Raw genomic sequence first — 11,047 nt, forward strand, 5'->3', positions numbered from 1 at the left:
CCTCGTCAGGCCACCGACGCCCAGAGCGGCGCCATCGCGCGGTAGAGCGTGCGGAAGGCCTCGAGCCGCGGCTGGTAGGCCGCGTGCAAGGCGGCGTCGGGCGCGAGCACCTGGCGCACGGCCGGCGCGACGACCACACCCGCCGGGTCTTCGCCCGTGACCGCCAGCCGCGCGAGCCGCGCCGCACCGAAGGCCGGGCCACGGTCGGCGGATTCGTACAGCACCAGCGGCACGTCCAGCACCGACGCGATCAGCTGCGCCAGGAAGGCGGAGCGCGCGCCGCCGCCAATCAGCGCCAGGCGCTCGGGCCGCGCCGTCTGCGCGCTCAGCGCTTCCAGCCCGTCGGCGAGCGAGAAGGCGATGCCTTCGCAGACCGCCTGCATCAGGTCGGCGCGCGTGGTGGCGCCCGACAGGCCGACGATCGCGCCGCGCGCGAAGGGGTTGTTGTGCGGCGTGCGCTCGCCGAACAGATAAGGCAGCGCGAGCAGGCGCGAGGGCCCGGCGTACGCGGCCTCGACCTCGGCCAGCAGCGCGCCGACCGATGCACCACCGGTGCACGACGCCAGCGCCGCGAGCGGGCTCGCGCCGTTGAGCAGCGCGGCCATGCGGTACCAGCGCTGCGGCAGCGCGTGGCAGAAGGCGTGCACCAGCCGCTCGGGGTCGGGGCGGTGCGCGGTGTCGGCCACCAGGATCTGCGCCGAAGTGCCGAGCGACACGAAGCCGTCGCCCGGCCCGACCACGCCGATGCCGACGCCGCCCGCCGCGGCATCGCCCGCGCCGCCCGCGATCGGCACGCCGCGCGGCAAGCCCCAGCGCGCGGCCAGCGCGTCGCGCACGGTGGCGCAGGGCTCGCACGACTCGACCACGCGCGGCAGCCAGGCGGGATCGACCCCGCAGGCGGCGAGCGCCTGTGGCGACCAGCGGCGCTGCGCCTGGTCGAACAGCCAGGTGCCGGCCGCGTCGGTGACGTCGGTCACCTTGTCGCCCGACAGCTGCAGGCGCACGTAGTCCTTGGTCAGCAGCAGCGAGCGGGCGCGCGCCACGGCCTCGGGCTCGTGGGTGCGCAGCCAGCGCAGCTTGGGGCCGGTGAAGCCCGCCATCGGCTGCACGCCGACGGCGCGGCGCAGTGCGAGGTCGGTCTGCATGAGATCGGCAGCCTCGGCGGCGGCGCGGCCGTCGTTCCAGAGGATCGCAGGGCGCACCGGGCGGTCGGCCGCGTCGAGCAGCACGAGCGAGTGCATCTGGCCCGACAGGCCGATGCCTTGCACGCCGGCCATCGCTGTCGGGTGCGTGCGCGCCAGCTCGTCGAGGCCGTCCGCCACGGCGGCCCACCACTGGTCGGGGTCGTGCTCGCACCACAGCGGCTGCGGGTACTGCGAAGTGAGCGGCCGATCGACCGTGGCCACGACCTGCAGCAGTTGCAGGTCGGTCAGGACGATCTTGACCGCGGAGGTTCCGATATCGATGCCGATCAGCATGCGTGTGTTCCCTGTTCGAGGGCCGAAGTATCGGCGCTCCGGCCCCGCGCGCCGGCTGACGGCAGGTGGTTTACGAGCCGCTCGCCGGCAGCGTGATCGGCACCGGCCGCGTGAGCAGGTCGATGTAGAGCTCGAAGAAGCGCGCGTTGTCGAACTTCTTCACCACCGTCATCTTCTGCAGCGGCACGCCCGCGGGCGGCGTGGTGTAGCCGATGGAGCGGCCGTTGTCGGCCGCGCCGGGCTTGGCCACCACGTCGACATAGCGCTCGACGGTCTGCGTGGCGTAGCGCGGATCGATGAGGTAGGCCAGCACCAGCGTGTCCCAGATGTTCTGCGTGTAGTTCGGGTTGTTCTCGAAGCCGTTGGTGCCGCTGAAGCCGTAGCCGTTGAGCTTGCGGAACACCTCGGTCACGGCCGTGGGCTTGGCCGGGTGCGCGATGCGGTCGTAGACGGGCTTGGTGAGGAACACGGTGTCGGTCACGTCCAGCGGCACCACCACCTGCGGGATCGGCAGGCGCACCACGAACTGCGCGGCCTCGGGGTCGAACCACCAGTTGAACTCGGCGAAATGGGTGGTGTTGCCGGCCACGTCGACGGCGCCGCCCATGTAGATGATCTTCTTGATCAGCGGCACGATCTCGGGGCTCTTCTTCGCGGCCAGCGCGATGTTGGTGAGCGGGCCGATGGCCAGGATGGTGATCTCGTTCGGGTTGGCCTTGACGGTGTCGATGATGAAGTCGACCGCGCTCTTGCGCTGCACCACGGTGCGAGTGGCGAAGCCGTCGGGCGAGGGCTTGAGGTCGGCGTCGGTCTTGGGCTCGGGGCCGCTCCAGGCGCCCAGGTAGCCGTCGCCGCCTGCGCCGGCCTTCATCTCAGCCTCGATGTCCGCGAAGGTGTGGTTCAGCGCGTAGTTCTCGCCCACGTAGACGCCGATGCGCTGGCCCACGCCCAGGCGCTCGACCGACATCAGCGCGTCGGCCACGCCCTGCTTGAGCCACTGGTTGCCCGACACCACGCTGATGCCCATCACCTGCACCTTGCCCTCGGCCTGCAGCTGCGCGGCCATGACGCCGAGCTGGCCGTCGTCGCTCATGGTGTTGTAGTCGCTGTCGATGATGACTTTCTGCGCCACCGGCGTCGCCGCGTACCCGGGCGCCAGGCCGATGCCGCCACCACCATCGCCCCCGCCGCCGCATGCCGTGAGCACGGCCACGGCGACGAGCCAGAAGGCCCTCACTGTCCATTTGCGCATCTGCTTCTCCTAAGTGTTTGGTTTTCAACCCGGTTTCCAGAGGGGCGCCAGGGGGTGGAAACGTTTGCGCAAACCTTTGCGCAAACGTTTGCCAAACTCTAAGTGGCAGGCCACAGGCGTGGCAATGGGGTGCGGCTAGGGGTTTTCCGCGAGGCCGGAGCGTCGGCCTCGCGCGGGGGTCAGGGTGTCCTCAACCCGGGTTGGGCACGGGGTCGATCAGCCGGTTCTCGCGCAGCGGCGAGCGGGGACGCAGGAAGGGTTCGTCTTCTTCTGCCGACGTGGCGGCCTTCTCCAGGCCCGGGACATCCGCGGCCTTGGCGGACGCAGTCGGTGCCGTGCACGACCCGGTGTCGCGCAGCCGCAGCGCCGCGGCCAGCCGGCCTTCGGCAGCGTCGCCCAGGAGGTGGTCGAAGTCGTCGGCCACGGCGCAGCTGGCATTGGGCGCAAAGCCGTCGCCGTAGTCGCCGAACCCGGCCTGGTTGACGCCCTTGAAGTTGACCGCGAAGTAGGTGGTGCCGCAGTTGTCCTGCGGAACGAACCCGTAGGGCTTGCCGCAGGTGGTGGCGCCCACGAGGTTGACCGTGACGCCCACGCCGCGCAGGCTGTTGATGACCGACTCGCTGGCCGAGCAGGTGCTGCGGCCCGTCAGCAGCGTGACGCGCGACAGGCCCAGCGTGGGCAGGGGCTGGTTGGCGCGGGTGGTCGTGAAGAAGGGCGTGAGGTTGTCCGCGAGCGTGGTGCGGTACGGGTTCTTGTCGTTGAAGGTCAGCAACTCGAAGGTCTTGCCGTTCGTCGGGCCCGGCCCGGCCACCATGTAGGCCAGCTGGCTTGCGATGCGCAGCTGGCCGCCGCCGTTGTAGCGCATGTCGATCACGAGGTCCTGGACGCCGCCGTCCTGCTTGAGCGTGTTCATGGCCGTGACCAGCTGCCCCTCGGCGGTCGAGATGTGGTCGTTGAACAGCAGGTAGCCCACGCGGTTGCCGGCCGGCCCGATGGTGCGGGTGTAGAGCACCGGGGTGCTCGTGATGCGCTGGGCCGTGAGCTCGATCGGGCTGCCGCGCGTGCCGCTCACCTCGAAGGTGAAGGTGTGCTTCTCGCCGAGGTTCTGCGGCGAGATCGCGCGATTGATGATGTCGACGTTGGCCTGCCCGGTGCTGGCCACCACGTCGACGCCGTCGACCGCGACCAGCTTGGCCCCGCGCGCCAGGCCGGCCGCCGCCGCCGGCGAACCCGGCTCGACGAAGGCGAGGCGGATGTTGCGCGGCGGCGAGCTGCGCACCGCCGCCGTGTCCATGCCGTAGCCGACCGACACGCCGCCCTCCGACTCCAGGCGGTACGCCTCGGTGTCGAGGTAGAAGTGGAAGCGATCCTTGAGCTGGCCCGAGGGCGTGGTGGCCTGCGTCTTGAGCACACTGAACCAGGTCAACGGCGTGGCGTAGTCGGACGCCTTGAGGGTCGTGGGCACCTCGTTGTACCAAAGGTAGGTTTCGTCGATCCAGCCGCGCACCCAGCTCTTCTCGTTGTCGACGGTGCCGGCGGTGTCGGGGTACGCGCGGCCCGTCGCGGGGTTGGTGCCCCGGCGCGGCGCGACGCACTGGCCGGCGACGGTCGCGGACGCGACGATGCCGCCCTCGCCCCCGTTGCCCCCGCCTCCCGGCGCGGGCGTCGGCAGCACGCCGATCGGGAAGCCACCGCCGCCACCTCCTCCCCCGCCGCCTCCACCGCACCCCGCCAGCAGGCCGGCCAGGGCGAGCGCCATCGCGCCGGTGGTGGCGGCCAGGGCCCGCGAGCGCCGCGACGCGTGTGCATTGCGAAAGGCCATCGGGTCCTCCTGGCGTCCGCGGTGGCGGACAGTGCTGATCGGTTTTTTTCGGGGCGCGGGGGCGGGACGCTCGCCCGCTACTGGATGAAGCCCATGCCGCGCGATTCGCGCACCTCGGGCTTGATGCGATGTTCGGCTTCGAGCTGTTCGAGAAACTCCGCCGCCGAGAACTCGGCCGCGAGGATGTCGGTCTGCCGCTTCACGGCCGCGAAGTCGCCCGGGCACAGCTGCGACAGCAGCGCCAGACGCGCGCGCACCTCGCCGGTGAGCAGGGCCGCGTCGCCCGCGAGCGCCTCGGTGACGAACATGCGCTCGCGCTGGGCCGCGGTGAGCGGCATGAACTTGATCTTGAAGGTGAAGCGCCGCAACGCCGCCTGGTCGAGCCGGTCGAGCAGGTTGGTGGTGCACACGAACACGCCGCGAAAGCGCTCCATGCCCTGCAGCATCTCGTTGACCTCGGTGACCTCGTAGGTGCGCTGCGCGCCGCGCCGGTCCTGCAGGAACGAGTCGGCCTCGTCGAGCAGCAGCACGGCCTTCTCGGATTCGGCCTCCTTGAACATGGCGGCCATGTTCTGCTCGGTCTCGCCGACGTACTTGCTCATGAGGTCGCTGGCCTGCTTGACGATGAGCGGGCGCCCCACGGCCTTGGCGATGTGCTCGGCCAGCGCGGTCTTGCCGGTGCCGGGCGCGCCGTAGAAGCACAGCGTGCCGTGGCCGCGCGCCTTCAGCGCCTCCACGATGCGCGGGATCTCGAAGCGGGTTTCGACATGGAGCATGTCCAGGTCGTAGGTGGTGACGCTGCGGCGCTCGGCCGGGCTCTTGTCGAGCGTACCCAGCGCGAGGTCGGCGTTGCGCAGCTGGCGCTCGATGAGGGCTTCGACCGAGGCCTCGTCGGTCTTCGCCAGGCCGGCGAAGCGCACGGCGGTGCGGATCTGTGCGGGCGTGAGGCCCTTGCGCTCGGCCAGCTTGGCGGTGAAGGCCTCGGACACGACCACGCCTTCGAGCGTCTTCTTGACGAGTTGCTCGCGCGCGCCGGGCGGCGGCGACTTGAGCTCCAGGTGGTAGGCGAAGCGGCGGCGGAAGGCCGGGTCGATCTGCTCGATGCGGTTGGTGACCCACAGCGTGGGCACGGGGTTGGCCTCGAGGATCTGGTTGACCCAGGCCTTGCCGCTCACGCTGCCACTGGCGGGCGCGGGAATCTGCTCGGCGCGCGCCATGAACTGCGCGGCCTCGGTGCTGATGGGCGGGAACACGTCCTCGACCTCGTCGAACAGCAATGCGGCCTGTGCGCTGCCCTTGAGGAACACCTGCGCGATCTGCAGCGAGCGGTAGCGGTCGCGGCCGCTGAGCGAGTTGCCGTCGCGGTCGGCGTACTCGACCTCGAAGAGTTCGAGGCCCGCGGCCTGCGCGACCACCTTGGCCAGCTCGGTCTTGCCGGTGCCGGGCGGGCCGTAGAGCAGCACGTTGACGCCGGGCTCCTTGCGTGCCACTGCCGCGCGCAGCAGCGTGACGAGCATCTGTGCGTCTTCCTGCACGAAGGAGAAGTCGTGCGGCGTGAGCGCGCTCTTGGCCGAGGGCCGCGTGAACACGGCCATCAGCTCGTTGTGGTCGCGGTACTCGCGCATGAGCACGGGCGGCAGCTTCTCGCTGACCTTCATGAGGTCGGCGAGGTCGGTGATGTTGTGCTCGGAGATGAGGTTCTCGACCAGGCCGATGCGCTCCAGCCGCGAACCCGCGCGCAGCGCTTCGCCCACCTCGCTCGCGTTGACGCCCGCGATGTCCGCGATGGCGGCGTAGGCCTCGGGCGCGTTGTTGACCTTGAACTCGACCAGCAGCGAGCGCAGGTCGCGCTGATAGCGCGCGAGCGTGCCGTACAGAAGCAGCGCGCGCTCGGCCTTGTTGAGCTGCAAGAGGCCGGCGAGCGCATCGATGTTCTTCTCGACCAGCGTGGACTGCTTGCGCAGCGCGTGCGTGAGCCAGTCGCGCGTGACGGCCAGCACGGAGAGCAGGTCCTTGGGCTGGTCTTTCGCGTACTCGTCGAGGTAGAAGAACAGCGTGCCTTCCTCGTACGGGCCGCGCCACACACCATGGCGTTCGAGCAGCGTGCGGCCGTCGAAATCTTCGACGCCCTTCCACGCTTCGTTGCCCGCACAACGGCGGCCCAGGAACTCGCGCAATCGCTGCAACACCGCGGCGGGCCACACGAGGTGGCGCCCGGTGAGCGAGAGCAATCCGTTGATATCGCGCCGCACATTGAAGCGCGGCCCCTGCTTGGCGGCGAGCGTGAGCACGAAGTGCGAGCACATGAGCTCGAGCACCGGTGCTTCCTTGAGGCCGGGCGAAGGCAAGGCCTGCCCGCGCACCGCAGCAGCCACCACATCGACACCCGCACGCTTGACCATCAGGCAACCTCCTGCGAGGAAATACTTGGAGCGACCATAACGCAGACTTTTGGCTTCGGGAAGACGCCGAAAGAGTAAAAACCCTGATCCGCTGGATTCCAGCCACAATGCGCGCCATGGTCGGAATCGAAGCTATCCGTCGCGCCGCGGCGCGCCTGCAGGGCCAGGTGCTCAACACACCCTGCGTGGAGTCGCGCACGCTCTCTGAAATCGTGGGCGCGCAGGTGTTCCTCAAGTTCGAGAACCTGCAGTTCACCTCCTCGTTCAAGGAACGCGGGGCGTGCAACAAGCTGGTCGATTTGTCTGAAGGCGGCACGCGCGGCGTGATCGCCATGTCGGCCGGCAACCATGCGCAGGGTGTGGCTTATCACGCGCAGCGACTGGGCCTGCGCGCACTCATCGTGATGCCGCGCTTCACGCCCGGCGTGAAGATCGAGCGCACGCGCGGCTTCGGCGCCGAGGTCGTGCTGCACGGCGACACGCTGGACGCAGCGCGCGCGCATGCATTGGCGCTGGCTGAGCGCGAAGGGCTCACCTTCGTGCACCCTTACGACGACGAAGCCATCATCGCCGGCCAGGGCACGATCGCGTTGGAGATGCTCGACGCAGTGCCCGACCTCGACACGCTGGTGGTGGCGGTCGGCGGCGGCGGGCTCATCGCCGGCATGGCCGTCGCGGCGCGCGAGATCAAGCCCGGCATCGAGATCGTCGGCGTGCAGACGCAGCGCTTTCCGGCGATGGTGAATGCCGTCAAGGGCACGCACCACGCGCAAGGCACGAGCACGATCGCCGAAGGCATCGCGGTCGGCACGCCCGGCGTGCTGACGCGGGAGATCATCGCCGCCAAGGTCGACGACCTGCTGCTGGTGGACGAAGGCGACATCGAGCAGGGCGTGCTGATGCTGCTCGAGATCGAAAAGACCCTGGTCGAAGGCGCGGGCGCGGCCGGCCTGGCGGCGCTGATCCGGCACCCGGAACGCTTTCGCGGCAAGCGCGTGGGCCTGGTGCTGTCGGGCGGCAACATCGATCCGCTGCTGCTCGCGGCCATCATCGAACGCGGCATGGTGCGCGCCGGGCGGCTCGCCCGGGTGCGCGTCAGCGCGCGCGATGTGCCGGGTTCATTGGCCCAGATCACGGCCACTGTGGCCGAAGCGGGCGCTAACGTCGACGAGGTGCACCACCAGCGCGCCTTCACCATGCTGGCGGCGCAGAATGTCGACGTCGAGCTGGTGCTGCAAACGCGCGGCCGGGCCCACCTGGCGAGCGTGTTGAGCGCCCTGAAAGACGCCGGGTTCGAAGCGGTGGAGCAGCACTGAGGGCTCCTCGCAACCCCCTAGACCCGCCGACGGCGCCTCGCCGGTAAAATGGCGGGAGTTTTGTCATTTGCGGTTGACTGCATTTGATGCGTTGTCATTTGCGTATTCGAGGTATTTCCCGATGTCCCATCCCACCCCCGCCGAGCACGGCCACGCTGCCGCCGCCGAACATGACGCCGTCGAATCGGTCGTTCACCTGATGCCGCTCGTGCTCCCGCTGGCCGGCGGCGTGCTGATGCTGCTGCTGGCGTCGATCGCCGTTTTTCTCGCCTGAGCTGACAGGCTTTCGCGCTTTTGTCCGCGGGCTGTGCGGCCCGCGTTGACGCAATCTCCCAAAGCGAAACGTTTTCTCAAACGGACCTCCGTGCCTGGTCAGGCTCGGCGCCCCGTTCGGAAAGACGATTTTTCAACTTAGGAGATTTCCGATGAACGCACCCACGATGAAGGGCCTTCCCATTCAGGCGCCCTCATACGTCAAGAACGCCAAGCTGATCGCCTGGGTGGCCGAGATGGCCGCGCTGTGCAAACCCGACGCCATCCACTGGTGCGACGGCAGCAAGGAAGAATACGACCGCCTCTGCCAGCAACTGGTCGACGCCGGCACCTTCAAGAAACTGAACCCCGCCAAGCGCCCGGGCTCGTTCCTCGCGATGTCCGATCCGAGCGACGTGGCACGCGTCGAAGACCGCACCTTCATCTGCTCCGCGCAGAGGGAAAACGCCGGCCCCACCAACAACTGGATGGCCCCGGTCGAGATGCGCGCGACGCTGCAGCCCTTGTTCGACGGCTGCATGAAGGGCCGCACCATGTACGTGGTGCCGTTCAGCATGGGCCCGCTGGGCTCGCCCATTGCGCACATCGGCATCGAGCTGTCCGACAGCCCCTACGTCGCCGTCAACATGCGCATCATGACCCGCATGGGCAAGGCCGTGTACGAGGTGCTGGGCACCGACGGCGAGTTCGTGCCCTGCGTCCACACCGTGGGCGCACCGCTCGAGGCCGGCCAGAAGGACGTGACCTGGCCCTGCAACAAGACAAAGTACATCGTTCACTACCCCGAGACGCGCGAGATCTGGAGCTACGGCTCGGGCTACGGCGGCAACGCGCTGCTGGGCAAGAAGTGCTTCGCGCTGCGCATCGCCTCGAACATGGGGCGCGACGAAGGCTGGCTGGCCGAGCACATGCTGATCCTCGGCGTGACCAGCCCCGAGGGCAAGAAGCACCACGTGGCCGCCGCCTTCCCGAGCGCCTGCGGCAAGACCAACTTCGCCATGCTGATCCCGCCGGCGGGCTTCGACGGCTGGAAGGTCACGACGATCGGCGACGACATCGCCTGGATCAAGCCGCAAGCCGACGGCACGCTGCGCGCCATCAACCCGGAAGCCGGCTACTTCGGCGTGGCCCCGGGCACCAACGACTTGACCAACCCGAACTGCATGGCCAGCCTGCACCGTGACGTGATCTTCACGAACGTGGCGCTGACCGATGATGGCGATGTCTGGTGGGAAGGCATGGGCGACGCGCCCGCGCATTGCATCGACTGGCAAGGCAAGGAGTGGACGCCGCAGATCGCCAAGGAAACCGGCGCCAAGGCCGCCCACCCGAACGCGCGCTTCACCGTCGCCGCCACCAACAACCCCGCGCTCGACGAAGCCTGGGACGACCCGAAGGGCGTGAAGATCGACGCCTTCATCTTCGGCGGCCGCCGTTCGACGACCGTGCCGCTGGTCACCGAAGCCCGCAACTGGGTCGAAGGCGTCTACATGGCCGCCACGATGGGCTCGGAAACCACCGCCGCAGCCGCCGGCCAGCAGGGCGTGGTGCGCCGCGACCCGTTCGCCATGCTGCCGTTCATGGGCTACAACATGAGCGACTACTTCCAGCACTGGCTCGACCTGGGCAAGAAGCTGCAAGCCTCGGGCGCCCAGCTGCCGAAGATCTACACGACCAACTGGTTCCGCAAGGGCGCGGACGGCAAGTTCGTCTGGCCAGGCTATGGCGAGAACATGCGCGTGCTGAAGTGGATGATCGACCGCGTGGAAGGCAAGGCGACAGAAGGCGTCGAGCACATCACCGGCGTGAGCCCGCGTTATGAAGACCTGAACTGGACCGGCCTGGATTTCAGCGCCGAGCAGTTCGCTACCGTCACGAGCATCGACAAGGCGGCCTGGCAGGCTGAGCTGAAGCTGCACACGGAGCTGTTCCAGCAGTTGGCGCACCATCTGCCGAAGGAACTGCCGGAGACGAAGGCTGCGATTGAGCAGCGGCTGGCGGCTTAAGTAAGCTCTTCTCGCGGGCTCATGAAGCCTGCGAAGTGCGGGTTTTGAAGGCCCAATAGAAAGCCCGATGAGTTCATCTCATCGGGCTTTTTTTGTTTTGGGCGCAGGTCAATTGTCGCCGTGCCAGGTGATCCCGGGGCATGGCGGCGTTTTTACCGATGCCTTGCATACGGCGCGCCGGCGGCTGTCTGGCTTGGAGCGAGACCCAGTGAAGCACGCACGCCATGCGATGAAGGTGCTGATGAAGTTCAAGCTTCTCGAACTGCACGCGGCGTCGCACGCTGAATGGGATAGATGGCTCGCTGGAACGCCCTATTTCGAGCTGATCCGGGCTCGATTCTTTGCCGATGAGTCGCTGGAGGCCCTGACGACGGACCTGCTTGCAGAGCTGATTACGGCCGGCGCAGCACAATCCGATGCTTCGGGAGTTCACAACGCCTGATTGGCGGTTGTCTGCTGCAATAAAAAAGCGCTGATTCTTTCGAGTCAGCGCTTTTT

At 68.4% G+C, this 11,047-nt stretch carries 8 protein-coding genes; 4 read left to right on the forward strand and 4 right to left on the reverse strand.

The annotated features are described in order from the left end of the window. Positions 1 to 5: 5 nt before the first annotated feature. From xylB to VHAB30_RS25000, 4 genes are all read right to left on the reverse strand, one after another. Complete coding sequence (gene xylB / locus VHAB30_RS24985; protein WP_159278928.1) at positions 6 to 1,478, reverse strand: xylulokinase; 1,473 nt, start codon at positions 1,476 to 1,478, stop codon at positions 6 to 8. Between the two features lie 70 nt (positions 1,479 to 1,548). Further along, positions 1,549 to 2,730: a nucleoside hydrolase gene (locus VHAB30_RS24990; RefSeq protein WP_159278929.1), complete on the reverse strand. Its 1,182-nt coding sequence runs from the start codon at positions 2,728 to 2,730 to the stop codon at positions 1,549 to 1,551. 190 nt (positions 2,731 to 2,920) lie between these two features. Then, complete coding sequence (locus VHAB30_RS24995; protein ID WP_159278930.1) at positions 2,921 to 4,552, reverse strand: S41 family peptidase; 1,632 nt, start codon at positions 4,550 to 4,552, stop codon at positions 2,921 to 2,923. Positions 4,553 to 4,629: 77 nt separating this feature from the next. Further along, complete coding sequence (locus VHAB30_RS25000; protein ID WP_062482108.1) at positions 4,630 to 6,954, reverse strand: ATP-binding protein; 2,325 nt, start codon at positions 6,952 to 6,954, stop codon at positions 4,630 to 4,632. Between the two features lie 116 nt (positions 6,955 to 7,070). Between VHAB30_RS25000 and VHAB30_RS25005 the strand changes: the two genes are divergently transcribed. The 4 genes from VHAB30_RS25005 (at position 7,071) to VHAB30_RS25015 (ending at position 10,991) form a co-directional block, all read left to right on the forward strand. Next, complete coding sequence (locus tag VHAB30_RS25005; RefSeq protein ID WP_169805105.1) at positions 7,071 to 8,270, forward strand: threonine ammonia-lyase; 1,200 nt, start codon at positions 7,071 to 7,073, stop codon at positions 8,268 to 8,270. A 121-nt stretch (positions 8,271 to 8,391) separates the two neighbouring features. Continuing rightward, complete coding sequence (locus VHAB30_RS30990; RefSeq protein WP_169805104.1) at positions 8,392 to 8,544, forward strand: hypothetical protein; 153 nt, start codon at positions 8,392 to 8,394, stop codon at positions 8,542 to 8,544. A gap of 151 nt (positions 8,545 to 8,695) precedes the next feature. Then, positions 8,696 to 10,549 carry a phosphoenolpyruvate carboxykinase (GTP) gene (locus tag VHAB30_RS25010; RefSeq protein WP_159278931.1) on the forward strand — a complete coding sequence of 618 codons (1,854 nt, stop codon included), beginning with the start codon at positions 8,696 to 8,698 and terminating at the stop codon, positions 10,547 to 10,549. A 67-nt stretch (positions 10,550 to 10,616) separates the two neighbouring features. Next, positions 10,617 to 10,991, forward strand: a complete 375-nt coding sequence (locus tag VHAB30_RS25015) for a hypothetical protein (RefSeq protein ID WP_159278932.1) — start codon at positions 10,617 to 10,619, stop codon at positions 10,989 to 10,991. Positions 10,992 to 11,047: the final 56 nt, after the last annotated feature.

This window comes from Variovorax boronicumulans (genome assembly GCF_009811375.1).
Taxonomy (GTDB): Bacteria; Pseudomonadota; Gammaproteobacteria; order Burkholderiales; family Burkholderiaceae_C; genus Variovorax; species Variovorax boronicumulans.